Origin of the sequence: Sunxiuqinia rutila, from assembly GCF_050589705.1 — a bacterium.
GTDB classification, from domain to species: Bacteria; Bacteroidota; Bacteroidia; order Bacteroidales; family Prolixibacteraceae; genus Sunxiuqinia; species Sunxiuqinia rutila.
The window spans coordinates 26,915-52,200 of record NZ_JBNGOT010000002.1 but is presented as its reverse complement, the minus strand read 5'-3'; the positions used below and the strand labels follow the sequence as shown (position 1 = coordinate 52,200).

General features: G+C 43.1%; 19 protein-coding genes and 1 CRISPR repeat array. Of the genes, 16 read left to right on the top strand and 3 right to left on the bottom strand.

Annotated features, from left to right (window positions below):
- Nucleotides 1-3: 3 nt before the first annotated feature.
- Complete coding sequence (gene dinB, locus ACRD6K_RS02145; RefSeq protein WP_430971889.1) at nt 4-1,077, bottom strand: DNA polymerase IV; 1,074 nt, start codon at nt 1,075-1,077, stop codon at nt 4-6.
- A 509-nt stretch (nt 1,078-1,586) separates the two neighbouring features.
- On the opposite strand from dinB, the gene cas9 reads away from it, so the two are divergent.
- The 5 genes from cas9 to cas2 all read left to right on the top strand — a co-directional run bounded on the left by cas9 (nt 1,587) and on the right by cas2 (nt 8,914).
- The gene (cas9, locus tag ACRD6K_RS02140) at nt 1,587-5,654 is read left to right on the top strand and encodes a type II CRISPR RNA-guided endonuclease Cas9 (protein WP_430971888.1); all 4,068 of its coding nucleotides are present in this window, start codon (nt 1,587-1,589) and stop codon (nt 5,652-5,654) included.
- 548 nt (nt 5,655-6,202) lie between these two features.
- Nucleotides 6,203-6,859 (top strand): PQLLE family protein, encoded by a 657-nt coding sequence (locus tag ACRD6K_RS02135; RefSeq protein ID WP_430971887.1) that lies wholly within the window; start codon nt 6,203-6,205, stop codon nt 6,857-6,859.
- A gap of 70 nt (nt 6,860-6,929) precedes the next feature.
- Complete coding sequence (locus ACRD6K_RS02130; RefSeq protein WP_430971886.1) at nt 6,930-7,568, top strand: transposase; 639 nt, start codon at nt 6,930-6,932, stop codon at nt 7,566-7,568.
- A gap of 69 nt (nt 7,569-7,637) precedes the next feature.
- Nucleotides 7,638-8,528 (top strand): type II CRISPR-associated endonuclease Cas1, encoded by an 891-nt coding sequence (gene cas1 / locus ACRD6K_RS02125; RefSeq protein ID WP_430971885.1) that lies wholly within the window; start codon nt 7,638-7,640, stop codon nt 8,526-8,528.
- A 47-nt stretch (nt 8,529-8,575) separates the two neighbouring features.
- Nucleotides 8,576-8,914, top strand: a complete 339-nt coding sequence (gene cas2, locus ACRD6K_RS02120; protein WP_430971884.1) for a CRISPR-associated endonuclease Cas2 — start codon at nt 8,576-8,578, stop codon at nt 8,912-8,914.
- A gap of 213 nt (nt 8,915-9,127) precedes the next feature.
- Nucleotides 9,128-11,931: direct repeats of the CRISPR family, unit length 36 nt; unit sequence GTTGTGGTTTGATGTAAAACAAGTAAGACTTTCAAC.
- Nucleotides 11,932-12,097: 166 nt separating this feature from the next.
- Here cas2 and ACRD6K_RS02115 read toward each other — a convergent pair.
- Entirely contained in the window at nt 12,098-13,006 is a 909-nt protein-coding gene (locus ACRD6K_RS02115; protein WP_430971883.1) for a cation diffusion facilitator family transporter, read from the bottom strand.
- A gap of 57 nt (nt 13,007-13,063) precedes the next feature.
- Between ACRD6K_RS02115 and ACRD6K_RS02110 the strand changes: the two genes are divergently transcribed.
- The 6 genes from ACRD6K_RS02110 (at nt 13,064) to ACRD6K_RS02085 (ending at nt 18,683) form a co-directional block, all read left to right on the top strand.
- Nucleotides 13,064-13,759 carry a hypothetical protein gene (locus ACRD6K_RS02110; RefSeq protein WP_430971882.1) on the top strand — a complete coding sequence of 232 codons (696 nt, stop codon included), beginning with the start codon at nt 13,064-13,066 and terminating at the stop codon, nt 13,757-13,759.
- Nucleotides 13,760-13,977: 218 nt separating this feature from the next.
- A complete protein-coding gene (locus tag ACRD6K_RS02105; protein ID WP_299577556.1) occupies nt 13,978-14,535 on the top strand; it encodes an RNA polymerase sigma factor in 558 nt (185 codons plus the stop codon).
- A gap of 11 nt (nt 14,536-14,546) precedes the next feature.
- A complete protein-coding gene (locus tag ACRD6K_RS02100) occupies nt 14,547-15,101 on the top strand; it encodes a hypothetical protein (RefSeq protein WP_430971881.1) in 555 nt (184 codons plus the stop codon).
- Complete coding sequence (locus tag ACRD6K_RS02095; protein WP_430971880.1) at nt 15,085-16,116, top strand: hypothetical protein; 1,032 nt, start codon at nt 15,085-15,087, stop codon at nt 16,114-16,116. Before ACRD6K_RS02100 ends, ACRD6K_RS02095 begins: the two co-directional genes overlap by 17 nt.
- Before the next feature lie 70 nt (nt 16,117-16,186).
- The gene (locus ACRD6K_RS02090) at nt 16,187-17,299 is read left to right on the top strand and encodes a glycosyltransferase (protein WP_430971879.1); all 1,113 of its coding nucleotides are present in this window, start codon (nt 16,187-16,189) and stop codon (nt 17,297-17,299) included.
- Nucleotides 17,262-18,683, top strand: coding sequence for a TlpA family protein disulfide reductase (locus ACRD6K_RS02085; RefSeq protein WP_430971878.1), 1,422 nt, complete (start codon nt 17,262-17,264; stop codon nt 18,681-18,683). The genes ACRD6K_RS02090 and ACRD6K_RS02085 overlap by 38 nt, the downstream gene beginning before the upstream one ends.
- A gap of 48 nt (nt 18,684-18,731) precedes the next feature.
- On the opposite strand, the gene ACRD6K_RS02080 is transcribed toward ACRD6K_RS02085, so the two are convergent.
- Nucleotides 18,732-20,930 (bottom strand): trypsin-like peptidase domain-containing protein, encoded by a 2,199-nt coding sequence (locus ACRD6K_RS02080; RefSeq protein ID WP_430971877.1) that lies wholly within the window; start codon nt 20,928-20,930, stop codon nt 18,732-18,734.
- Nucleotides 20,931-21,048: 118 nt separating this feature from the next.
- Between ACRD6K_RS02080 and ACRD6K_RS02075 the strand changes: the two genes are divergently transcribed.
- The 5 genes from ACRD6K_RS02075 (at nt 21,049) to ACRD6K_RS02055 (ending at nt 25,274) form a co-directional block, all read left to right on the top strand.
- Nucleotides 21,049-21,462, top strand: a complete 414-nt coding sequence (locus ACRD6K_RS02075) for a threonyl-tRNA synthetase editing domain-containing protein (RefSeq protein WP_299577544.1) — start codon at nt 21,049-21,051, stop codon at nt 21,460-21,462.
- A 3-nt stretch (nt 21,463-21,465) separates the two neighbouring features.
- On the top strand, nt 21,466-22,122 hold the full coding sequence (locus ACRD6K_RS02070; protein WP_430971876.1) for a TatD family hydrolase: 657 nt from the start codon (nt 21,466-21,468) through the stop codon (nt 22,120-22,122).
- On the top strand, nt 22,115-22,831 hold the full coding sequence (locus ACRD6K_RS02065) for a tRNA threonylcarbamoyladenosine dehydratase (protein WP_430971875.1): 717 nt from the start codon (nt 22,115-22,117) through the stop codon (nt 22,829-22,831). The genes ACRD6K_RS02070 and ACRD6K_RS02065 overlap by 8 nt, the downstream gene beginning before the upstream one ends.
- A 50-nt stretch (nt 22,832-22,881) precedes the next feature.
- Nucleotides 22,882-23,601, top strand: a complete 720-nt coding sequence (locus ACRD6K_RS02060; protein WP_430971874.1) for a hypothetical protein — start codon at nt 22,882-22,884, stop codon at nt 23,599-23,601.
- Nucleotides 23,602-23,927: 326 nt separating this feature from the next.
- A complete protein-coding gene (locus tag ACRD6K_RS02055; RefSeq protein WP_430971873.1) occupies nt 23,928-25,274 on the top strand; it encodes an ACT domain-containing protein in 1,347 nt (448 codons plus the stop codon).
- Nucleotides 25,275-25,286: the final 12 nt, after the last annotated feature.

Below are 25,286 nucleotides of genomic sequence, written 5' to 3'. Positions count from 1 at the left end.
GGTTCAAAAATCGAGGGTTAACTGCACGGCTTCCAGGCGCGGATCATCAAAATTGGAGACCGTTAACCCCAAGAGACGCACGCCCTTCACATAAGGTTCCTCGGCCTGAAGCAGCTGCAGCGCCGTTTGGTGCAATACCTGTGCCGATTCAATTTTATGCAACAAGGTTTTGCTACGGGTAATCTGCTCAAAATCGGCAAACTTTACTTTTAGGGTCAGGGTACGCCCAAACTTTTGCGCCCGCTGTAAGCGCTGCCAAAGTTCTTCCTCTATTTTCTGCATCTGCTCCTTGAGGTCAGCCAGTAAATAATAATCCGTTCCAAAGGTATGCTCCGCCCCCAGCGACTTGCGCTCGCGCGAAGGCACCACGGGCCGATCATCCACTCCCCGCACAATGTTGTAGTAATATTGACCCGACTTCCCAAACTGACGAATCAGTTCCTGCAAGCCCATTTGCTTCAAATCAGCTCCAAAGTAAATACCTTGCTTGTTGAGTTTCTCGGCCGTAACTTTCCCGATTCCAAAAAATTTGCGCACCTCCAGCCGCTCAATAAAAGCCTGAGCCTCCTCCGGGGTTATCACAAACAGGCCATCGGGCTTTTTCTCATCCGAAGCAATTTTAGCCAGAAACTTGCAGTACGAAACACCTGCCGAAGCCGTTAGCCCCGTGGCCTCCTTGATCCGTTGCTTGATCTCGCGGGCAATCAGCGTGGCCGAAGGCTTCCCTTTACGGGCAAAAGTCACATCCAGAAAGGCCTCGTCCAGCGAAAGCGGCTCCACCAGGTCGGTGTACTCAAAAAAAATCTCGCGGATTTGCTGGCTCACGGCCTTGTACTTTTCAAAGTTGCCCCGCACAAAAATTAAATCGGGACATTTGCGCTTGGCCACGACCGAGGGCATGGCCGACCGGACACCATAGCGACGCGCCTCGTAACTGGCTGCAGCCACTACCCCACGCGTATGATCACCGCCAACAGCCACCGGCTTACCACGCAGGTTCGGATCATCGCGCTGCTCAACCGATGCAAAAAAGGCATCCATATCAACATGTATTATTTTGCGTAGTGGTGTGTTCATCCTTACAAGCAGCTCAATTGCTGTCCGCAAAAGTAGAAAAAATACCGCCCGAAGGCCTAAAATACCCCTTTTGCATTAAACCAAAATGATCGTTCATGTAGCCGGAACAGCTGTTTAGGGCTTAAAATGCTTCGTTCATGAAATAAACATAGGTTTACTGGGAAATTCAAATGCGATATGCTAAATTCATCAAGCCAATGACTTAACATTTTACCTAAATGAAAACGAAGCGTGCGACTTCTTATCCATTCCCTCTGCATTTGTATGGTCAACAACAGGTATCAGGGCAATTCAAACAATTGTCAGGAATTGCTTTGCGCACAAAAGTTTACCGGAATTTTAAAGGGGCTGTAAATAAAAACTCCCACCGAAGCGGGAGTATAGGAATGTTTTCCTTCGGCATATAGCCTTATTGTGATAAGATGTAAAACAAAATTCGTTTTTGATGCTAACGAAGATAAGCAATAAAAGACATAAAAAACAAACCGAAACTAAAAAAATTTAAACCTATGGCTAAAATACTCGGACTGGACCTCGGAACCAACAGCATTGGTTGGGCAGTGGTTGAAAAAGAAAAAAATGAAGATTTCAAGCTTATCGATAAAGGCGTTCGCATTTTTCAGGAAGGTGTTGGGAAAGATTCAAAAGGCAAAGAAATCTCAAAAGCCGAGAAAAGAACAAAACATAGAGGATCCAGACGATTAAAATACCGCCGAAAATTACGAAAAATTGAGGTTCTGAAAGTCCTTTCTGAATTTGGCTACTGTCCTCCATTAACAAATCAAGAGCTTCGAAACTGGCGCTACAAGGGAATCTATCCAGCCAATCAAGCTTTCCGAAACTGGCAAAAAACCGATGAAGTTGCAAGTAAAACCCCGTATCTGTACAGAGCCCTAGCTGTAGAATCAAAATTCGACTTAAACAACGAAGTTGATCGATTTCGCTTAGGAAGGGCTTTTTATCATTTAGCCCAACGCAGAGGCTTTTTAAGTAACCGAAAAGACATAACAGATCCTGATCAAAAACCTAAAGACTTAGAAATTTTCGAAAAAGAGAAAAAACAACGAGGTGAGACTACACTTGGACAAAGTCTTTATCAAAATTATCTCAATGGAAAGAAAATCAGGCTCACCAAAGATGCTAGCGATGAATCAGTAAATTCATCTAGAATCAGTTATTTAGAAGAATTCAACCGCATTATTGATTTTCAGCAATTGCCATCCGAATTTGTCGATAAGCTCCACAAAGCTATTTTCTACCAACGTCCGTTAAAATCTCAAAAAGGATTAGTTGGAAATTGCCCGTTCGAAAAAAATAAACCCCGTTGCCCGGTATCGCATCCTCGATTTGAAGAATACCGAATGCATGCCTTTATCAATAATATCAAGCTAAAAACACCCGATGATGACCGACTTCGATATTTGAATATCGATGAAAAAGAAACAATTATCCCGCTCTTTATGCGCAAAAGCAAGGAGCATTTCAAATTTGAAGATATCGCCAAGCGGCTCACTCCAAAGGGAGCAAAATACTCTTATATAAAAAGGAAAGAACGTTCTGAGGCAGGTTACTTATTCAACCATGACATACGCACTTCAGTTAGCGGATGCCATACCACAGCTCAATTAATTGCCATATTTGGCGCTAACTGGGAACAAGAGCTTGTCAATTCTTATACATTGAAAGAACAGAAAACGGGACTCAAGTCAACAGAAGAAATCGTAACCGATATTTGGCATGTCCTTTTTTCATTCGATAAGGCGGAGAAATTGGTTGAGTTTGCTCAAAACCGATTAAGGCTGGATGAGCAAGAAATACGAGAGTTCTCAAAAATCAAGTTGAAACACGACTATGGTGCTTTAAGCTTAAAAGCCATCCGTAAAATTCTACCTTATTTGAGACAAGGCTTGATTTATTCTCACGCTGTATTTATGGCTAAGTTAGAAGATTTGGTTCCTAAAGACATTTGGAATCAAGAAGAGAATCGTAAGCTAATTCAAGATGAAATTCTTCACATCATTCAATCCCAGAGTCGGGAAAAACAGCTGGCGGACATAGTCAATGGAATAATAACAATGAACCGGAGGAAAGACATAAGCTGGGGCGACAATGAATTCTGGCAGGCGAACCTTCAAAAAGACATACTCAAAAAATTAAAAGCTGTTATTGGCAATAAAACTTGGGAAGAATATCCAGAAACCGAAAAAGAAGCCTATCAACAAAAAGTTTATGAGCTCGTGAAGCAACAAATGAGCAATAATCTTGGCCGCGGTGAATATCTGAAATCGAAAAGGACGGATGAGCGTATTCGTAATTTCATCACCGACCAATTTGATGTTGATGCCAAACAATTGGAGCAAATGTATCATCCTTCAGCAGTTGAAGTCTATAGAAAGGCTTCAAGGGCAACTGATGGAAACTACTATTTAGGAAGCCCCCTTATTTCGGCTATTAAAAATCCGATGGCCATGCGTGCTTTGCATCAACTTAGAAAAGTAGTTAATGAGTTGATTAAAAATGGAGTGATTGACTCTGATACCAAAATAAATATAGAAATGGCACGCGACCTTAAAAATGCCAATGAACGGAAAGCACTACAGCGCTGGCAAAATAAGAGACGTGACAAGCGTAAAGAATACCAAGAAGAGCTACGCCGAGATTACCTGGCTGCAACAGGAAAAGAGATGGAACCATCAGAAAACGACATCCTTAAATACCAACTTTGGGAAGAGCAAAAACACATTTGCTTGTACACGGGAGAGAATATTGGCTTAACCGAGTTTATTGGCGACCATCCCAAATACGACCTTGAACATACCATTCCTCGCAGTTTGTCATTCGATAACTCTCAGGAAAACCTAAGCCTCTGCAACAGTCATTATAACCAAAAAATAAAGCGCAACCGTATCCCCTCTGAGTTACCCGACCATGAGACCATCCTCCAGCGAATTGAGCACTGGAAAAAATACATTGAAGAGGCGAAAGAAGGAGTTGAAAAAGCCGTTCGCCAAAGTAGGGCAAATGCCGACAACAAGGAAGTAAAAGACGCAGCAATCCAACGCCGACATCTGCATCAACTAAATCTTGACTATTGGAAAAGTAAATACCATCGTTTTGAGATGAAAGAGGTTCCCGAAGGATTTAAGAACAGTCAGCTAGTTGATATCGGGATCATTACAAAATATGCAAGACTGTATTTGAAAACCGTATTCAACCACGTTTATACCGTAAAAGGAAAAACAGTTGCGGACTATCGGAAACTATGGGGAATACAAGATGAGTTTGTCAAAAAAGAACGAATAAACCACATTCACCATTGCATTGATGCCATTACCATTGCCTGTATGAGCAAAGAAGCGTACGAGCAATTGGCAAATGCTTATCACGAGTGGGAAGAATTGGAACAAATGCAAGCAACAGATATGCCCCCGATAAGTCCTCCATGGCCAAACTTTGCATCTGATTTAAAATCGATTGAACACGAAGTATTTATTTCTCATTACACCCCTGATGTACTCCCTAAAAAAACTCGAAAAATATTAAAGAAAAGAGGACAAGTCGTCCGGGACAAAAAAGGGAACTCTATCATTGTGAAAGGGGATTCGGTACGCGGAGCTTTGCATAAAGACACAAATTACGGAGCCATAAAACAAGAAGAGATCAATAAAAAAGGAGAGCTAACTGAAAAAATTGTTTACGTAGTCCGCAAGTCCATCGACGCCTTAACAGCAGGTGATGTTCAAAATATTGTTGACGACAATATCCGTTCGATTGTCGAAAAAGGCAAAAAAGAAGAAAGTAAGCTGCGTAAAGACCTCGAGAAAGCACAGAAACAACTTCGGGATGCTGAAAAACAGGAACAACTAGCAAACTGCCAGCAAACAGTTGACCAACTCTTGGATCAGCTATCAAAGATCTATGCCATCCCCAACAAAGACGGCAGCTATACTCCAATTAAGAAAGTAAGATGCAAAGCAACAACAGTTACTAATCCTTTAAAAATAAAAGCACACCGAGATCAATCAAAAAAGGAACACAAACAATACAGCTATTTTGTAAATGATGGTAACTATGCGATGGTTGTGTATGAGGGCTTAAATGAAAAAGGAGAAATTAAACGGGATTTTTCAATCGTCAACAACCTTGAGGCAGGTAAATATTTTAATGAAAAAGGATCAGATAATCCATTTCCCGACCAACATCCCAAATCAAAAAACTATTTAAAATACATTCTAAAAACAGGTTCTGTGGTTTTATTCTGGAAAGACTCTCCTGCTGAGTTAAAGAAGAAGTCCAAAGAAAGCGTATTGCTATTGTATAAAGTTGCCAAAATGAATAAAGATGGAAGAATTACATTTAAGTTTCACCAGGAAGCCAGAAATGATGAAAACCTAAAAGCTGATTATGAAAGTAAAAATGGCGATAAAGCGCCTAAATCGTTAACTAATGGAGTTTCAACGGTTAATTTTGATTTTCCCGCACCTAAATTATTATTAAGTCCTTCAAAATTCAATTTTTTGGTCGAAGGCTACGAGTTTAAAATTAGTACAACCGGAAAACTAGAATGGTTAAAGTAACCATCGACCCACTTGGTCACATCAAACGAATAAAACAACCAGTCCTTCAAGGCCATTAAAGACCTTGAAGGATTCAACCGAAACATACAAACCAAGCTTTTCCAAAGTTTACTACTTTGGAAAAGCTAAACCACTAAAAACGTGACAGCATGCTAAAAACCAGAGCGGAATACCAAAAACCAGAGCGAAGTGCCATTTCCCGGCGCGAAACGCCAAAATCGGCGGCGGAAGTGGTACAAACCACGGCGGATGAGCTATTTACCAGGGCGGAAAGCAATTTCCGGCAGCGGAGAGCAAAAAACCAACGCGGAAAGCCTCTTAACCCGGTTAAATGCCATTCCGCTGCGGTAGGAAGCATTCCGCGCCCGAATAAACCGTCTCCGCTCGGGTTTAGCCATAACCCATTCCAATAAGCCCCTGAACCCTGGGATACAACGGAATATCGGGCAGTTAATTGCGATTAGTTCTGTTTTCCCGGAATGTTCCCCCTCAAAACTGCTGTACCGGCAGACTACCCTACACATTCTTATCATTTTCAAATTATTCTTATGAATTCTTCAAAATTATCTATCGAAGAGATTTTATTTCAGTCCGGTATCCGAATCAACAACAGCCTTGGAGACCCAATAATTCTGAATGCTGTTACGCCCTTGGGCTATTCTGAGGCCAAACTCAACGAAGGAAAAGCGTTGCTGACCGAAGCAAGCACCTTGGTACAAACGCAGAAAAGGGAGTACGGCGAGCTGGATGCCGCGCAGGAAACCTTTAAAGTAGAAAAGCAGAACGCCGACGAAACCTACAAAAACATACTGGCTATTGGCCGTATTGCTTTTAAGACTGATGTTCAGGCACAAACCACGCTCGAGCTTAATGGGCGCCGGGCTTCCACGCACAGTGGCTGGTTGAAACAAACGCTGGGCTTTTACCGCGCCATACTGGCTAACGACGGGTGGAAGACTGCCCTGGCTACCTACGGACAAACTGAAGAGAAACTAACAGCTGAGGTTGCTGCCATTGAAAGCGTGGCTGCGGCCTCGGAAAACGTTCGAAAAGAAATGGGCGATGCCCAAAATGCCACCCAGGAACGCGACCAAAAAGTGGAAGAACTGGTTGACTGGGTAAACGATTACGAGGTGATTGCCCGCATAGCCCTGGCCGATAACCCCCAGCTACTCGAAAAGCTCGGCATTGTGGTGAAAAGCTAAGTCCCTATTTAACCCTTCAAGGTTTCCAAAAACCTTGAAGGATTAAAACAGATCGAAAAAAGAAAAAACGATGAGCATACCTCCTCTCGAACACAATCACTTTTACCACATCTACAACCGCGGAATAAACAGCTGTAACCTGTTTCAGGAAAACACCAACTACGAGTATTTTCTTTCACTTTATGCGAAATACATTTCACCGGTAGCCAATACCTATGCGTGGGTGTTAATGAGGAATCATTTTCATCTGCTGGTAAAAATCAAAGGAGAGGACGAAATTCAGTCATTTTTTCAGAACCTTCAAGGTGTCAAAGACCTTGAAGGTTTGAAAGGAACCAACCGAACCCGGGTAAATCAACAGTTTTCAAACCTGTTCAATGCCTATACCAAGGCTTACAACAAGCGTTATTCGCGTACCGGAAGCTTATTCGAACATCCTTTCCGAAGAATAAAAATCGAATCGAATGCCCATCTGAAGTACCTGGTCTATTACATTCATCACAACCCCATTCACCATGGTTTTTGCGAACACTTCCTCGAATATCCATGGAGTTCTTACCTAAGCATGCTTTCGCCAAAAACAACAAACCTCAAGCGCGCAGAAGTGCTGGAATGGTATCGTAACAAGAAAAACCTGGTTCAACACCATACGAAAGAGCAGCTTGAAAAGTATAACGACCTTAAAATTGAACGAAGTAATGATCGGTGAGTTATAGCAATCTTTTCCAAAGTTCGAAACTTTGGAAAAGGTCATCCCAAAACAAAAAACCAAAAAACCATGCTCAAACGAACCTTATTCTTTTCCAGTCCCTATTATTTAAGTTTGAAGGACTGCCAGTTGGTGGCGCAGTCGAAAGACCAGTTGACCAACAAAACCATTCCGGTTGAAGATATTGGCTTTATCGTGCTCGACCATCCACAAATCAGTTTTAGTATGAAACTGGTGGAACAGCTGAATGCCAATAATGTGGCCCTGGTGTTTTGCGATAGCAAGCACATGCCCTCCTCCATGTTGCTCAACCTTGAAAGCCATAGTTTACAAAGCGAATTGTTTCGGGCACAAATCAGCGCTTCGGAACCGCTGAAAAAGAACCTGTGGAAACAAACCATCGAAGCCAAAATACGCAACCAGGCCGCTCACCTCGAAAAGCAAGGCCATAAAGCCCACGAGCTGCGTGCTTATGCCAAAAGCGTAAAGAGTGGCGATATGGAAAACCGCGAAGGACTGGCCGCACGCATTTACTGGAGCCGGCTGATTGGGCAGGGCTTTTACCGCGACCGCTACGGCGATCCGCCCAACCACCTGCTGAACTATGGCTACATCCTACTGCGCTCGGCTGTTGCCCGTGCCCTGGTGGGTTCCGGCCTTTTGCCCACCCTGGGCATCCATCACCACAACAAGTACAACGCCTTTTGCCTGGCCGACGATATCATGGAACCTTACCGCCCTTTTGTCGACCAGCTGGCCTTAGCGGTTTATGGCGATTACCCCGATGAATTATTCCTGAACAAAGAAATGAAAGCCCGGATGCTGAGCCTGATGGCTGGCGATGTGTGGCTGGACGGCACCAGGCGCCCGTTGATGGTTGCGCTCTCGCAGACCACCGCCTCGCTAAGCCGGTGTTTCAATGGCGAAAACCGAAAAGTTGTCTATCCTCAATTTAACTAGCCAGATCTTCAAGGTTTCGAAAACCTTGAAGATCTTAAAGAGACCTCATGGAACAAACCCGTTTAAATGCCTATCATATCATGTGGTTATTTGTCTTTTTCGACCTGCCCGTGACTTCCAAAAAGGAACGCCGGCAAGCCACCCGATTTCGGAAAGACCTGATGAAAGACGGCTTTTCGATGATGCAGTTCTCGGTCTACATCCGCCATTGTGCCAGCCGCGAAAGTGCCGAGGTACACCTCAAGCGCGTCAAGGATTTTGTGCCAGAAAAAGGGCAGGTCAGCATCCTGGCCGTTACCGACAAGCAATACGGGAACATTAGCAACTACTGGGGCAAAAAAGACGATCCTTTGCCCGAAGGCCCCAAACAACTGGAAATGTTCTAATTTCGAATCCCATTTTCTATAGGTTTTGGAAAAGCTAAAAAAGAGCGTAACTTCCCCACTCCGTTCATTGACATATTGGCTTATTCTTGCTAGTTTCGTACCGATAGGATTAAAAAAACCGTGCATCCAACCACTTCTTTGGCGTAAACCAGGCGTTTTTCTCATTAAAAAATCGCCGCAAAACCCCATTAAATAAGGGCATAAAAACCCAAGGTTGTGGTTTGATGTAAAACAAGTAAGACTTTCAACGACCGGAAGGATCGTATTGCTTTCTGTTATGTTGTGGTTTGATGTAAAACAAGTAAGACTTTCAACGGAGCGGGCTGTTTTATAGGATCACATTATGTTGTGGTTTGATGTAAAACAAGTAAGACTTTCAACGAAGTTGCAGTAAGTGCAATGAAAGAAATTGTTGTGGTTTGATGTAAAACAAGTAAGACTTTCAACTAGTTGTATCGTCAAGCGTTCCAACTCCGGGTTGTGGTTTGATGTAAAACAAGTAAGACTTTCAACAAGGAATGCGAGCGATGAACTATCAAGATAGTTGTGGTTTGATGTAAAACAAGTAAGACTTTCAACCAGTCTTTGTATCAATGCTTTCAATAGCTGGTTGTGGTTTGATGTAAAACAAGTAAGACTTTCAACTTTAAAAGATGCTAAGACAAGATTTCAATTGTTGTGGTTTGATGTAAAACAAGTAAGACTTTCAACCTTCTTTAAATTCAGACTATAAAGTAAAATGTTGTGGTTTGATGTAAAACAAGTAAGACTTTCAACTCAGAGACTTGTGGAAGAAATAACTGCAAAGTTGTGGTTTGATGTAAAACAAGTAAGACTTTCAACAGCTTTTAGTTTACCACCAAGTATCCATGGTTGTGGTTTGATGTAAAACAAGTAAGACTTTCAACCCACTTATGACCCACACGCAAGCAATATTCGTTGTGGTTTGATGTAAAACAAGTAAGACTTTCAACGATTTTCCGGTTTTGTTTTCCTTCGAAACCGTTGTGGTTTGATGTAAAACAAGTAAGACTTTCAACACCTCCTCCGCTGACCCGGCAGGATCACCAGTTGTGGTTTGATGTAAAACAAGTAAGACTTTCAACAAAAACGTTAAGCGCAAGCAAACTGTACCGTTGTGGTTTGATGTAAAACAAGTAAGACTTTCAACCAGGTTTATTTCTTTAAGAAGTAGGTTGTAGTTGTGGTTTGATGTAAAACAAGTAAGACTTTCAACTGATTCATTCTGCCTGCTCAACTTCGGCATGTTGTGGTTTGATGTAAAACAAGTAAGACTTTCAACAATAGAGTCCCTTGATCAGCTCCAAGTTCGGTTGTGGTTTGATGTAAAACAAGTAAGACTTTCAACCCAGTGCCGCCGAACAAGCAGCGATTAACGGTTGTGGTTTGATGTAAAACAAGTAAGACTTTCAACGCTGGCATCGTGGGTGTGTTCGGCTGGCGTGTTGTGGTTTGATGTAAAACAAGTAAGACTTTCAACAAACCCAACTGTACTGGTATATGAATAGTAGTTGTGGTTTGATGTAAAACAAGTAAGACTTTCAACACTATACGCTGACTGCTGGAATGCCGGCAGGTTGTGGTTTGATGTAAAACAAGTAAGACTTTCAACCATAATCGAAATCGAATTAAACGTTAAAGGGTTGTGGTTTGATGTAAAACAAGTAAGACTTTCAACGGGTGCGTATCAAACACCCCTCAGTCCCTGTTGTGGTTTGATGTAAAACAAGTAAGACTTTCAACCCTCTTCTTTTTCAAAGTACTTAGTAAGATGTTGTGGTTTGATGTAAAACAAGTAAGACTTTCAACATTATAGAGATTACTCAATTCAGAAGTGAGGTTGTGGTTTGATGTAAAACAAGTAAGACTTTCAACAACCCAGCTGTAGCCCTTGGAAAGCTTCGTGTTGTGGTTTGATGTAAAACAAGTAAGACTTTCAACTAACCTTGATTTTTTATTAACAGCAGATCAGTTGTGGTTTGATGTAAAACAAGTAAGACTTTCAACGTAGTGCCGGTTTGTTTCAATTGTAGTGCAGTTGTGGTTTGATGTAAAACAAGTAAGACTTTCAACACGTAGTTGCGGTAAGCTTTGATAGCTTCAGTTGTGGTTTGATGTAAAACAAGTAAGACTTTCAACCGGTGAATGTCCACACCGATGCAGCTATTGGTTGTGGTTTGATGTAAAACAAGTAAGACTTTCAACCCCGGCAGATGCAAGCGACACCACCGCCTAGTTGTGGTTTGATGTAAAACAAGTAAGACTTTCAACTAAGCTAAGTAATGATAAGAACAGAATGCAGTTGTGGTTTGATGTAAAACAAGTAAGACTTTCAACTCCGACCAACTGTTCAAAGACTTCCCTGTCGTTGTGGTTTGATGTAAAACAAGTAAGACTTTCAACTTATAGTATTGGTGTTAGCTTTTCAATTGTGTTGTGGTTTGATGTAAAACAAGTAAGACTTTCAACAATGTTAACTCTAAGGACATATCTCGGTGGGTTGTGGTTTGATGTAAAACAAGTAAGACTTTCAACTATCTCATTTGAGTTTAGAGATATAGAAGCGTTGTGGTTTGATGTAAAACAAGTAAGACTTTCAACTAGACAGTTCAACAGTAGACCTATCCCTTAGTTGTGGTTTGATGTAAAACAAGTAAGACTTTCAACAAAGAACGCAGGCGGCAAGTGTTCCCATAGGTTGTGGTTTGATGTAAAACAAGTAAGACTTTCAACATTTGTTCATGACAATCAAAGCATGTCCTCGTTGTGGTTTGATGTAAAACAAGTAAGACTTTCAACTGTTTCATTGGTTAGTCCTCCAGATAGCTGTTGTGGTTTGATGTAAAACAAGTAAGACTTTCAACAGGTATCGGGTGGTTTAGCATCGATTTCGGGTTGTGGTTTGATGTAAAACAAGTAAGACTTTCAACAAGGTATTAATCACAGTCGGTGCGTTATTAGTTGTGGTTTGATGTAAAACAAGTAAGACTTTCAACAGGGATATTTTGAAGTCAATACTTTCGGATAAATCTGAGGTCAACACCTCGCGGGCGATGGGGACAGCAGAGGCTGGACAACAGCGAAAGTATTTGATCAACCCGCAAAAGACCGGTCAAAAGCCGGTCTTTTTATACAGAAAATCATAGATAGCATAGTTATCTACTAATGGCTCACCGGCCCTGAATGGCGTTGGGTGCCGTTGCATTCAAGCTGCAAGGTGATGTGCTGAATTCCAAATTCATCTTTCAGAATGTGGGTAAGCTCCTGATTGATGGATTCGGTTTCCGACAACTTCAGGTCGCGATTAATCACCACATGCCCTTCAAAATGAATGGTTTTATCAGTCAGGCGCCATATATGAATGTGGTAGGCCCGCTCTACCTGCTCCAGCTCGGCAAGCCGGGCAGCAATCTCTTCAGGCAAGAGGTGATCCGGCGCAAACTGCATCAAAATTTCTGTCGATTCCTTTAACAGTTTATAGGTATGAAACAACAGGTAAATGCTAATCAGCAAGGTCACCGTGGGGTCAATCCAGTACCAGTCCCACAACCAGATGCACACTGCTCCCAGCACCACGGCGACCGAAGTCAGCGCATCGCCCATCAGGTGCAAGTAGGCAGCTTTTATGTTCAGGTTCTGATGCTTGTGTTCGTGAAGCAGAAAGACCGAAAAGCCATTGGCAACAATGCCCAGCAAGCCCAACCACAACATCCATCGGAAATCGACAATCGCCGGATTAAAGTAGCGCTGAACCGCTTCAATCATCAGGTAAAAGGAGATTCCGACCAGCACCAACGCGTTGATAAAAGCGGCAAGAATTTCAGCCCGCTGAAAGCCAAAGGTGCTTTTCACCGTTTTTTCACGAGAGGTTAGTCGGTTGGCCACGTAGGCCAGCACCACAGCCAGGCTGTCACTAAGGTTATGCAGCGCATCTGAAATTAAAGCCAGACTACCGGAAATTAATCCACCAACAACCTGGGCCAGCGTAATCACCACATTCAGGACAATGGTTATACCCAAACGGTTATGTGCCTGTTGATGTTCCATATTGCTCCCTAACAAATCGCTCATAGGAAAGTTTATTTTCTTATATTTGATTAACAGTAACACCTGAATAAAAACTAAAAAATGAAAAAATCAGCCATTCTTCTTTTTCTTATCCCCCTAAGCTTAACATGTGACTTCGCCTTTGGCCAGAAATTTTACACCCGTGATTTATTTGATTTCTACAATGAAATTGGCATGCCAGATGCCTCCAAGCATAATGAACAAACTTACGATGCTATTGATGGCTCTCCTTATCTTACGGAAGAATTTGTGAAAGGGAGTATACAAAAAGACCGCACTTCCTATGAGGGAGTTCCTTTACGATACAATGCCTTTGATGACCGGATGGAGTTTTTGTCTAAGTCAGACTTGGTGCTGTACGTGACCAATCCGGAGCAGTACCAGAAATTTATTCTTCAGGACAAAACCTACATCTATCGGAAAGCTCCGGGAAGCAAGTCTGAAGAACAAGGATTTTTTCAACTGCTGGAGGAAGGAACCGTGAACCTGCTCAAAAAAGAAAGCATTAGCCTTCTGGAATCTCAGCCAGCCAAACCCTTCAGCGATCCAAAACCGGCTAGTTTCAAAGCCCGCCCAGCTAGTTATTATCTTTCCCTCTCAAATGGAGAGCTTATCCAAATTAGTAAGGAAAAAGATTTGCTGAAGGCCCTGAAATCCCAAAAGGAAGCTTTAGAATCCTATATTGATCAACACAAAATGAATGTAAAAAGGGAAGATGACCTTCAAAAAGTGATCGCTTATGCGAACACGCTTTAGGAAAAACAGCCTGAAAAGTACAGCCTGCATTGTCTTTGTGCGATACAGGCTGTATTTTTGTCCTTTTTTCAACCAACACAAAAGAGTAATAAAAACAAGGATATCAGATCATTATCATTGAAATCCGTCTTCAAATCATAAATTTTATCAGAAACAGGATCAACTGATGCAACAATTTAAAAGCACCAATCGTCTTTCAATCAGAAACACCAACACTCTTGGAAGCACTTTATAAAAATATTCATCAAGATGTGATTGACCGCTGTCGGGCGGGAGAACGCGAGGCTCAGTTTCAGTTGTACAAAATCTATTATCAGTCGATGTACAACACCAGCTTGCGCATTGTTGGCAATTCAACAGAGGCTGAAGATGTGATGCAGGAAGCTTTTTTAAGTGCATTCAAGAAAATAGAAACTTACGCTGGCCAAGTAAGTTTTGGAGCCTGGCTCAAAAAAATAGTGGTGAACCGTTCATTGGATTACTTAAAAAAGCGCAGAGTGCAGTTTGAAGAACTGGATGAACGCCTGGCTGACGAAACGGAAGCGCCAATGATGGAGCCCCAGGGGGTGGATGTGCAAAAAATTAAAAAAGCCATTTTTAAGCTGCCGGAAGGCTACCGGGTGGTACTTAGTCTCTACTTGCTGGAGGGTTACGACCATGATGAAATTTCGGAAATACTAAACATTAGCAATTCCTCATCGCGGTCACAACTGCTAAGGGCCAAAAAGAAGCTTAGAGAGTATTTATTAAAAGATGAAGTTTTTTCAATTAACTAATACCGGATGCTATGAATGATTTATTGGAGAAGATAATTCGGGAAAACAAAGATGCCTTTGAAGAGGACGCGCCCCAGGGACACTTTGAGCGTTTTGAACAGAAACTGGACAAAGAGTTTAAGCATCGCAGCCGCTTCAACCGCAAGTTCTACCTGCAACTGGCAGCCTCCCTGCTTTTTGTCTTATTACTCGGCAACCAGGTACGCATGTACTTAGCCAGCAATCAGCCAGAACCTGTTACACTGGCATCGGTGTCGGAAGAATATGGTGAGGTGGAGTATTATTTTACCTCATCCATCAATCAGGGGCTGAAAGAATGGGAGCAACTCAGCAAAGACGGGTTCATCAGCGAAGCAGACCAACGGATGATGACACGAGAAATGGAAGAGTTTGACCAGATGCAGGCCCAGCTTCAAAAAGAGTTAGAAGCCAATCCTGATGACGAACGGGTGATTAATGCCATGCTGGAGTACTACCAGGCAAAACTCAGTGTGATTACCCTGATTATTGACAAGTTAAAAGAAGTAAAACAACAAAAATTGACACATAATGAAACTCAAATTTAACCTCCTGATGCTGCTTGTGGCATTTGGAATGATGGCTGCTCAGGCAGCAGATTACACCAAGCAAGAACATACCTCCTACCTGAGATCACAAATTCAGGCGCTGGATGTGACCAACAAGTTTGGCTCCATTACCATCAACGATTTTGGCGGCGACTCGGTGGTGGTTGATGTGCTGATTACTGTGGAAAACGCCAATGAGAAAAAAGCAAACTACCTGCTCGATCAAATTGAGATTAGCATGCGCCGCGTAGGACAGGTTTTAACCCTGGAAACCCTTATCAAGGATGACTTTAAAACCAAAGGAAATTTCTCCATCGACTACACGATCAATATTCCGGCCGACCGGGACCTGGAGGTGACCAATAAATTTGGCAATCTTATTCTTAACAACCTATCGGCTAAAGGGGTATTCAACATCAGTTACGGCAATATGACAGCCGGCTATTTAGAAGCCCCGGAAAACAGTCCGGTCAGCCTTGAACTAGCTTATTGTAAAGCCGATATTGAATCGGTTAATAACCTGCAAACTGAACTTCGCTATTCCAAATTATTCATTGGGCAGGCTCAGTCCATCCGTGCTGATTCGAAATATTCGGGTTTGAATGTCGAAGAATTAGGGCAACTGGTTCTGGAATCAAAATACGATGGGATCAATGTTGAAGAACTTGGCAGTCTTCAGGCCAACTCCAAATATACCAACTACGATATCGAGGAACTCAAACAACTGGTTGTACTGGATACGCAATATGGCTCTGTGCGAATTAATGAAGTTTCAGACGACTTTGAAAGCATTGAAATTATCAACAGCTACGGCGGTCTGGAAATTGGCCTTGACGACCAGGATTACGCTATTGACGTGTCTTGCGACTATTGTGATGTGAAATATCCGGAAGATGAATTTGTGGGCAACCGCGAAGAAAAAAACCACAGCTTTTATGTGCAAGGCACCATTGGCGAACAAACCAGCAAAAAAGTACAGATTAAAAGCCGCTACGGAGGAATAAAGCTTTATTAAGCCTTTTGAAGCACAAAATAAATGACCGTAAGTTTAAAACTTGCGGTTTTTTTTTACTTTTATTCTCCACATGACGAAAAAATTGCACATAGTTAGTTTTAATGTCCCCGACCCTCCCAATTATGGCGGCATTATTGATGTGTATTATAAAATCAGATCGCTGGCACAAGCCAATATCGACATCATCCTGCATTGCTTTCAGTACGGAAGAGACACCTCTTCGGAACTGGAAAAACTATGCCAACAGGTGCATTACTATCCACGTAAGAAAGGACTTCTCTACCTGCTTTCCACCTCTCCCTACATCGTGAATACAAGGCGATCAAAGCAGTTGCTCGAAAATTTACAGCAAGAAATTGTTCCCATTCTGTTTGAAGGGCTCCATACCTGTTATTACCTCAATCATCCACTGCTGGGCGCGTTCAAAAAAATTGTGCGCACCCATAACGTCGAACACGATTATTACCATCACTTGGCTCTTTCAGAACAAAATCTGTTTCACAAATACTACTACAAGCAGGAGGCGCTCAAATTACGTTGCTTTGAAAAGCGATTAAAAAGAGCCTCCACCATTCTGAGTATTTCGCCTGATGATACCCGCTACTTTAAAACTCACTATCAGATGGGCGATTTCATTCCGGCATTTCACCCTTTCGACAAGGTAGAAACCCGAAAAGGCCTGGGTGAGTACATTCTTTTTCATGGGAATTTGAGTGTCAATGAAAACCAACAGGCTGTGCGTTATTTGCTCGACCGGATTTTTACAGAAATTACCTTGCCGGTGATGATTGCGGGAAAGAACCCACCAGAATGGTTAATCCAAAAGGCTGCGGAAATTCCACACGTCACGCTTATCAGCAACCCCTACATGGAAGTGATGAATCATCTCATTCAGCATGCCCAAATCAACCTGATTCCAACCTTTCAATCAACAGGCTTAAAACTGAAATTGTTGGCCTCGCTGTTTCTTGGGCGACACTGTATCACCAACTCCCCCATGGTTTCAAACACCGGATTAAGTCATCTTTGCTATCTTGCAGACAATATTGCGGATATGATTCAGTTAATTCAACAAAAGTTTGAAGAAGAAATCACCACCGAAGAGATTAACCAACGCAAAGAAGTTCTGGAAAACCAATTTTCGAATGAAAAGAATGCTCAAAAAATTTACGCACTTATTTAGTTTATTTGTTCTCCTTGGCCTGGCTACAGTTGGCTACAGCCAGCCCTTCTCCCTTCAGCTCAGTTTCCCGGATCAGCCCAACGACACCGTTGTTTTAGCCCATTATTACAATGGGAAAATTTATGCCAACGACAGTCTGATGCTTGATCAACACGGGCAGGCCAGCTTGCTGAAGAGTAAGTCGTATCCACAGGGAATTTACACCCTTATTTTGGGGCAGAAACAACAAGTCGATTTGCTGCTTGGCGAGGATCAACACGTGCAAATCAGCCAGCAACATGGGCACACCAAACTCGAAGGTGCAAGTGAAAGCGAGTGGTTTCAGGCTTATGTTACTTTTCTGAAGACAAAGCAGCAGGAAGCTTCACGCCTGCGCCAGCAGCTAGCCGAATCCGGAGAGCAAACGGAGTTGCAGGAACCAATCAGAAAGCGCTTGGCCCAACTGGATGCAGAGATGCAGCAAAAATGGCAAAGCGAAGCCGAAAAAGGAGCCGGTTTGTTTTACGGCAAATTTATGGCTGCTAACCGCCAAAAAGTCCTCAACAAAGCGGATTTTCCCGCAGAAGTGCAAGCCAACGATAGCTTGATGTTTGTGTACTCTTATCAATTCAATAAAAACCACTATTGGGATTACTTTGACTGGCTGGACACCCGAATGTGGCGCACACCAACCATTCATTCCAAACTGGAAAACTATTTCAACAAGGTATTGATTCAACATCCGGACTCGGTGTTACCGGTAGCTGTTGAGATGATTGAAGCCAGCAAAACACAGCCGGAAATCTTTCAAAATCTTGTTTCTTTTCTTCTGAATAACAGCGTGCAGTCAGAATACCTGGGAATGGAAAATGTGTTTGTGGCTTTGGCCGAAAGATACTATTTGAGTGGACAAGCGTTCTGGGCCAGTACCAAAACACTGGAAACCATTCGCCGCGAAGTGTACTTCCGGAAAAACAACCTGGTGGGAAGCACCGCTGCCGAACTGTTTCTGCCCGACGAAGAAGGCCAATACCATAGCTTACTCCAGCAAAGCACTGCTTATACGGTTGTGGTTTTCTGGGAACCCGAGTGCGGCCATTGCAAGCAACAAATCCCGGCACTGTTCGAGGAAGTTTTTCTCCAAACAGACCCTTCAAAACTAGCTATTTTGGCTGTTTACACGCAGGACAATCAGGAAGAATGGCTAAATTTCATCGCAGAACATGAACTTAATGGCTGGCTGAACTTATGGGATCCGGACCGGTTAAGCAACATGCAGGTTAATTACAACATTCGAACCACACCCATGATTTACCTGGTGGATCGGGATAAAAAAATCATCGCCAAAAAGCTAACAGTGGAAACTTTAAAAACGATTTTGAAACAGTTGCTGAATACGCCATAGCCGTCGAACCGGCAGCAACAACATAAAAGTGGCTAAAAACAAGGAAAGCTAGTAATCGCCCAGGTAGATTACTTTACTGGTGTAACGACTCTTCGGATCGGCCTCCAGAATATTGATAATGTAGTTTCCGGGCACCAAGCCGGCAAAATCAAAACGAAGCCAATTATCTCCCAGCTTGCGATATGGCACACTTACCTGGCGCCCCATGAGGTCCACCACCTGAACCAAGTGAGGATCGATGGTTTGCTGAAACTTAAAAAACAAATCTTGTCCGCTACGAAATGGATTCGGAAAAACGTCGAAATCCAACTCTGTATTTTTCAGGTCATCCTCGGACGGTAAAGCATCAATGTTGCAAAGAACCACTTCCATTAATAAAGCAGAACCTCCTCTACTTGCAGTTTTTTCCGGATAGGTATACCATTCACTCCCGTCTTTTATTAGAAAGGAATTCAATGGATCCATTTTCCGATCAGCCAAAAAGACGGAAAACACATCCTCCTCTTCAAGCAACTCCAGCGAGTAAGCGATATAAAATGGCCCTTTGGTTTTCACTTTCTGATCAAAGGCAAGATAATTCATTACCCCTTCATCCAAGTTTTGCAGGCTAAAGTCCTGCGCGTACAACAAGGTGTCCGGCAGCCATTCTCCCGAATAAACCTTAACCGTAATCATGCCATCAGAATTGAGTCGTCCCAAAGACAGTTCGCCAACGCCCATCGATACGCCAATGATTTCAGAGCTGGCCGTTTTTTCAAATCGTTCGGCAAACTCCATATAGCCATAAGTATTATTCCCACTCCAATAACCTTTTGAAACGCCTCCCTCTACAATTTCGAGCTTGGCATGCGAATCATCATCCCGAAAATTGGTATAAGCCCCACACTGCAATTCGTGTTCGTAAGGTGTAAAACCGTTAATCGACGGCACATTGATATTGGTTGGGTCCAGCCACCGTTTAAGCTGTTTACTTTCCAACGGAAAGTAATCCCAGGCAATTGCCAGCCGGGCAAAATAGTCTCCATAAGGGCGTTCACAGGTTGCTGCCCCACCGGTCAGAGAGCCAATCAATAATTTATCCGGATTCAGCAGCGGAGCACCGGACGATCCTCCTTCTGTAGTACCTTCTTCCCAGTTTCCAATGTAAAAAAAGGCATCCTTAATGTAGTCATAACTGTAGGTTCTGATGCTCGGAGCATGTTGGTCAATTGAAATCTTTTTCACATCGCCCTGAGGATGATGAATCGTAGCATTGGAGTCTGGCACTTGCAGGCTTCGCTCCCACCCTAAATAATAAGGACGATACTCGGCTGGTGGCTTTGTTCCTAATTCAACCAGACTAAAGTCAAGGCTATCAGACATAGCCCGCAAAGCACTCCCACTGAGCGAGTGGCTTGCATCACCATCGATCTCACCGCAGTAGGGCGATTCGTAGTTGAACAGGAAAACCGACTCATTGGCTTCTTTGTTAGTGGAAATGCAATGTCCTGCCGTATAGACATAAGGAGTTCCGTCATTTTGAGTATTGTTGACCAAAGCTCCGGTACAAAGATCGATGCCACTCACAATAATCCGACATATGGCATTTTTTTCATCTTGGTAAGCACTTACCCAATCGCAGTTCACGTTAATGTTGCACGATCCGGCCATGTGTCCCAACGGACGCCGCCCATACTTCAAGGCTTTCACACCAACAAAATCATGATTCACCTGGCTGATCGACAATTCTCCTCGAAAAGTAGCATTCACCGGTTCTTCATACTGAACCACCAACCGGTCGCCAAGTACCGGCGAGCTGGCAAAACCGCCATACGGCTGATTGTTTTTTGATGTAAAAGCGCCGAGTAAATCAGATTGATCGGCCGAAAATAAAAACAAACGAGCACCATCAGGCAGGTGATAACGGTCAAACAAAAGGTTTAACGACTTGGCCTCCGGTGACACCAAAACCAACTGCCAAATACGATAGTCCTCCATCTCAATCCAACGCCCCGAGTTTTCAGGATTTAAAGAAACCGGCAGTGGCACGGCAAAACGAAAAGGTTTTAACTGGTTCGAATCAGCCTGGGCCAGGCTGTTTTTTAGAAGCAAGTTGTTGTTCTGCGGCGGTAAAGCAACGACTGAACTACTTTTCAGTGAAGTGGGAAAGGATACATCCAAAGGCATTCCGCCATCCGACAGTTGTCCTTGAGCGGAATTGGCAATCCATATCAGCAGTGCAAAAAATATCAGTCGATAACCAGCCATGTAGTTCAAATTCAGTCAAAATTAGGAAAATATAATAACACTTGTTCTAATTTAAAGGTTTTAACCTGAAAGATGATAATTTTGACCATCGAATGTTTAATTCTAAAAACAAATTCGAATGAAGGTTTTAGTGATGTATGTCCATGAGTTCAGTTATAAGCCTGCAGAAAAGAACCTGGAGGAAGCAGAAACCATCAACCATGGAGATACCATAACTGATGCGATTCTGGCCTTTGTGCAGGTAGAGCAGGAAGATGAAGAAAAAGATGTAAAAAGCCGTGAAAAAAAGTTGGTCAACCACCTAAAGTGGACAGCCCGAAAAAACAATTGCAAACGGGTCATTCTGCATTCCTTTGCACATCTTTCTGAGTCAAAAGCAAGTGTTGGCTTTACCAAAGCCCTTTTTGATCAGGCTGAAATACGCTTACAGAATGCGGATTTTGAAACTACACAAACCCCCTTTGGCTATTTTCTGGATCTAAAAATTGATGCGCCGGGTTATTCCCTCGCACGCATATGGGCCACCCTTTAGCTTATGCCATTGGTCAATATACATACCCACCACCAGCAGCCCGGCGGTAGCATCCAGCTGATCAACCATCTGCTCCAACATGCTTTTCCGGAGCATTCGGATGCAAGCTATTCATCCGGCTTGCATCCCTGGCATATTCGGGACACAGATAGCAATGCCCTGCTTGAAAAGCTCGAGTTGCTGGCGGCTCAAAATCAAATCATGGCAATTGGCGAGTGTGGCTTGGACCGAACAATTGAAACACCACTTCAGCTGCAGGAAGAACTGTTCATTCAACAGGTGGAGCTGGCCGAGCGCTATCAAAAACCTTTAATTCTGCATGTAGTAAAATCCTACCCCGACATTATCCGCATCAAAAAAAGCCGGAAGAGCTCCATTCCATGGATTCTTCATGCTTATCAGGGCAATCAGCAAACGACTCAACAACTTCTAGCCCACGATTTTTACTTTTCATTTGGAACCCAATTACTGAGAAAGCCCCAAAAGCTGCAGAACTCACTCAGACAGATCCCCTTGGAAAAACTTTTCTTTGAAACCGACGACAGCACCGAAAAAATTGAAACAATTTATATTTTTGCAGCCCAAATTCTTGGTTTGACAGTCACTGCGCTGCAAGAATTGGTATTCAATAATTATCAAAGAATTTTCGGAAATGACTAAATGGCAAGAACGTACGGCATTGATGGTGGGTGATGAAAACCTGGAGAAACTGCAAAATTTCCATGTGTTGGTGGTAGGACTTGGTGGAGTTGGTGCTTATGCAGCTGAGCAACTTTGCCGGGCTGGTATCGGGCAAATGACCATTGTTGATGGCGACGTGGTAGAACAAACCAACCGAAACCGTCAGCTTCCCGCCCTTATTAGCAATGAAGGAAAACCCAAAGCAGAAATTCTGGGGGAACGATTCAGAGACATCAATCCCGACATTAAGCTGCGTATTGTCAATGAATACCTGAAAGACGAACGCATGATTGAGCTTTTGAACGAAACAGACTATGACTACGTGGTAGATGCCATTGACACCCTGTCACCTAAGGTATTTCTGATTTATCACAGCGTGAAAGCTGGCTATTCGATTGTCAGCTCGATGGGTGCCGGCGGAAAATTTGATCCGGCCATGGTGCAGCAAAGCGATATCTCCAAAAGCTACAACTGTAAGTTGGCTAAGGTTATCCGCAAACGTCTTCACAAACTGGGGGTGCACAAAGGAATTAAAGTCATTTTTTCACCAGAAGAAGTTGACCCCAAGCGTGTTCGGGCGGAAGAAGGACAAAATAAGAAATCTGCGGTAGGTACCATATCGTACATGCCCCCTTTGTTTGGGTGTTTTTGCGCTTCCGTTGTTATTCGTGATTTGTTGGAAAAATAGACGTGTTTGGCATTGGTTTTGGAGGAAGGCCACAAAAAACACCATCCGTCATGAAAACAAAACTGGCCTTTAGCTTTATTGCATTTATCGCGCTTATCTTTTTCCAGTCTTGCTCCACACCTCAAGCAATCATTAAACTGCAACCAGAGCGAGAAGAAGTTAAATGGCTTTTTGGTCAATCATTTGTGGTCGATTCGCTTTATGGAATAATCTACGAAGTAGGTTTTAACCGGACTATTAATGACCAATACTGGTTCGATTTCCACATAACCAATCGATCCAATATGCCAATCCTGATTGATCCGGTAAACTTTGCCTACATGGCTTACGACTCGTTACTAAACGTTAAAACACCAAATCCGGTGCAAGCCATTGATCCCGAAGAAGAATTGCTAGCCATTGACCAGGAGTTATCTTCCAACAAGGCCCGCGCCAAAAATCACCTGGGCATCAGCATTCTGGCAGCCGGGGTAGATATTGCTACCGGGGTGGCTACCCTCAGTGATGATAATCCCCACAACGACTATTTACGTACCGATATGTATGGAGCCGTTCAAGCCGGTGCGGTTGAAAACGCCATTGAAACCGATAATTTAAATGTGCTGCGTGAAGAGTGGGCCTCAAGCACCATTCGACGCACCACGCTTGAAAGTAATTATTCCATGCACGGGAAAGTATTTTTTAAGGCCTTGCCCAGCGCCAGTTTCATCAAGTTGCTTTTGCCTGTAGATGATCAGCAAATCGAGATGACTTTCAAGCAAGTACAATAACACAACATCTAAGCCACGGCCATTTCAGTAGCTGTTCGTGCATAAAATTAATTGTTGCCTGACTTAAACTTTTCGGAAACTACTTTTGTTTTTTAGAAAAAATATCTAGGTTTGCATCAACATTAAAGGCAACAAATGGACATTCAAGTAACATATCAGCACAATTCTTCTACGCTTTTCCTAAGCGCTGCTGTCATGTCTATGCCATCCATGTCTATGTGTATGCAATAGCCTTCATCTGGTATTGTATGTATACTGCGTGAAGGCGACCCCCGATTTTTCTAACTCATTTACTTTTATTTTTCGTTTAACTTAACACTCAAATTATGCCTGTGCATGTCATTCGGCTTGGTGGAAATAATATCAATCAGCCTGAAATTATCCAGTCTTTACTCGTCATTTTGAAAGAAATTGAGCAGGAGCACCTGCTTGTTATCTCCGCTTCTGAAGATATCCAGCAAGTCCTGGTTTCCGGCTTGGAGCTTATATGTGCCTCTTCCCAAACGTACAGTGGTTTGCTCAACCAGTTGCGTGAAGAAGCCCAGAAGGTAGCGCAAAGTAACCAACTTCAAAGCCTTCCGGTTTTTGAACAGAACTTGCTCCCGCTGGAACGCTTGCTGCAAGGAATTCAGTACACCGGTGATTACTCGCTGGCCCTACGCGACCAAGTTTTAAGCTACGCTGAAATCATCACCACCGCCCTTCTTCAAGATATTTTAAACCACCATAACCAGGAAACAAGCTTATTGTATCCTCAAGATCTCGGGCTGGTGGTCAGTGCAGAATATGGCAATGCCAGCATTCTACGATCACCCTCGATTGAGAACATTCGCAACCGCAACTGGGATCGGATAACTTTAATTCCAGGCTCATTTGGGCGCACTTCGGAAGGAAAAATTGCACGGGTTGGCGAACGTGCAGCCGACTATACAGCAGCGGCGTTAGCTTCCATCCTTGAAGTTGATCAGCTGGAGCTTTGGGAAATCAGTAAATCATTCAAAACCGCCGATGATGAAATTATCCCTCATTCCGCGTACATTGAAAACCTGACCTATGCCGAAGCTTCTGAATTGGCTTACTTTCACCACTCCTCCATTCATCCCCGCATTGTAGAACCGCTGATTGAACAGCACATTCCCATTCAGGTATTTGAGTTGAGCGAAGGCAAAAAGATCCTGAAAACCACCATCAACTCCACGCAAAAGCAGGGAAGCCAAAACATTAAAAGTGTAGCACACAGTGACGACATTGCCATCCTGAAACTCAATGGCCCGGGAGTTGGCTTTAAACCCGGAATCCTTTCCATTGTTACCACTGCTTTTGCTCAGCATCAAATCAATATTCGTTCAGTAATTACTGCCCAAACCAGCATCAATATTATTATTAATAGAAACGATATTGCCAAAGCAGAAAAAATTCGTCAGCAGCTCGACCTGAGTTCAGTGAACCAAATTGAATTTGTTTCGAACATCTCCCTTATCGCCATTGTTGGACATGGTATGCAAACAAACCATGGCATCTCCGCTCAACTGTTTTCAGCCGTGGCCAAACATGCAATCAACGTTTTGCTCAGCGGCTCGGGGGCTTCCGACCTGGTAAGCTACCTGATTGTGGATGATGCAGACAAGCATAAGGCAATTCAGGAGATTCATAAGATATTTTTTAATATTTAACTCAAAAGTTTA

Coding starts and splice junctions, on each gene's coding strand:
- ACRD6K_RS02090 (WP_430971879.1), top strand. CDS start 16,187: ATGACGAAAAAATTGCACATAGTTAGTTTTAATGTCCCCGACCCTCCC.
- ACRD6K_RS02100 (WP_430971881.1), top strand. CDS start 14,547: ATGAATGATTTATTGGAGAAGATAATTCGGGAAAACAAAGATGCCTTT.
- ACRD6K_RS02055 (WP_430971873.1), top strand. CDS start 23,928: ATGCCTGTGCATGTCATTCGGCTTGGTGGAAATAATATCAATCAGCCT.
- cas1 (WP_430971885.1), top strand. CDS start 7,638: ATGCTCAAACGAACCTTATTCTTTTCCAGTCCCTATTATTTAAGTTTG.
- ACRD6K_RS02065 (WP_430971875.1), top strand. CDS start 22,115: ATGACTAAATGGCAAGAACGTACGGCATTGATGGTGGGTGATGAAAAC.
- ACRD6K_RS02130 (WP_430971886.1), top strand. CDS start 6,930: ATGAGCATACCTCCTCTCGAACACAATCACTTTTACCACATCTACAAC.
- ACRD6K_RS02070 (WP_430971876.1), top strand. CDS start 21,466: ATGCCATTGGTCAATATACATACCCACCACCAGCAGCCCGGCGGTAGC.
- ACRD6K_RS02135 (WP_430971887.1), top strand. CDS start 6,203: ATGAATTCTTCAAAATTATCTATCGAAGAGATTTTATTTCAGTCCGGT.
- cas2 (WP_430971884.1), top strand. CDS start 8,576: ATGGAACAAACCCGTTTAAATGCCTATCATATCATGTGGTTATTTGTC.
- ACRD6K_RS02085 (WP_430971878.1), top strand. CDS start 17,262: ATGAAAAGAATGCTCAAAAAATTTACGCACTTATTTAGTTTATTTGTT.
- ACRD6K_RS02110 (WP_430971882.1), top strand. CDS start 13,064: ATGAAAAAATCAGCCATTCTTCTTTTTCTTATCCCCCTAAGCTTAACA.
- dinB (WP_430971889.1), bottom strand. CDS start 1,077: ATGAACACACCACTACGCAAAATAATACATGTTGATATGGATGCCTTT.
- cas9 (WP_430971888.1), top strand. CDS start 1,587: ATGGCTAAAATACTCGGACTGGACCTCGGAACCAACAGCATTGGTTGG.
- ACRD6K_RS02075 (WP_299577544.1), top strand. CDS start 21,049: ATGAAGGTTTTAGTGATGTATGTCCATGAGTTCAGTTATAAGCCTGCA.
- ACRD6K_RS02115 (WP_430971883.1), bottom strand. CDS start 13,006: ATGAGCGATTTGTTAGGGAGCAATATGGAACATCAACAGGCACATAAC.
- ACRD6K_RS02060 (WP_430971874.1), top strand. CDS start 22,882: ATGAAAACAAAACTGGCCTTTAGCTTTATTGCATTTATCGCGCTTATC.
- ACRD6K_RS02080 (WP_430971877.1), bottom strand. CDS start 20,930: ATGGCTGGTTATCGACTGATATTTTTTGCACTGCTGATATGGATTGCC.
- ACRD6K_RS02095 (WP_430971880.1), top strand. CDS start 15,085: ATGAAACTCAAATTTAACCTCCTGATGCTGCTTGTGGCATTTGGAATG.